Here is a 404-nt window from a genome sequence, read left to right on the forward strand (position 1 = left end):
GCCGGGCATCGTTCTGGCGATCGTGTTTCCCGAATGGTCGATCACCGTCAACGACATCGTTCAGAAAAAGTCCGCGTTCCAGTCACAAGCTAAGGCGGAACTGGGCTTGGGAAATCTGTCGGTTGTGACGGGGCGCGTCGAAAATCTGCGGCCAAGGGCCGAGGTTCCAGGAAAGTTCGATGTAATTGTCTCGCGCGCATTCGCAGAGCTGGCGGATTTCGTTACACTGGCCCGTCACCTCGTTGCGGACGATGGCGCGATCTGGGCAATGAAGGGCGTTCGACCGGATGGGGAAATCGAGCGCCTGCCTGAAGGCGCCCACGTGAAGCAAGTCATTCGTCTCAAAGTGCATGCGCTGGATGCCGAGCGGCATCTGATCGAAGTCACGGTAGGCTGAATTCCAG

The 404-nt window shown here is 58.2% G+C and carries 1 protein-coding gene; it reads left to right on the plus strand.

Features of this window, described 5'->3' with window-relative positions:
• Positions 1-397: 16S rRNA (guanine(527)-N(7))-methyltransferase RsmG (locus SB753_RS35075; protein ID WP_410804648.1), on the plus strand; the 397-nt coding region annotated here is incomplete at its 5' end.
• Positions 398-404 lie beyond the last annotated feature (7 nt).

This window comes from Paraburkholderia sp. SIMBA_053 (assembly GCF_046534895.1).
Lineage (GTDB): Bacteria > Pseudomonadota > Gammaproteobacteria > Burkholderiales > Burkholderiaceae > Paraburkholderia > Paraburkholderia caledonica.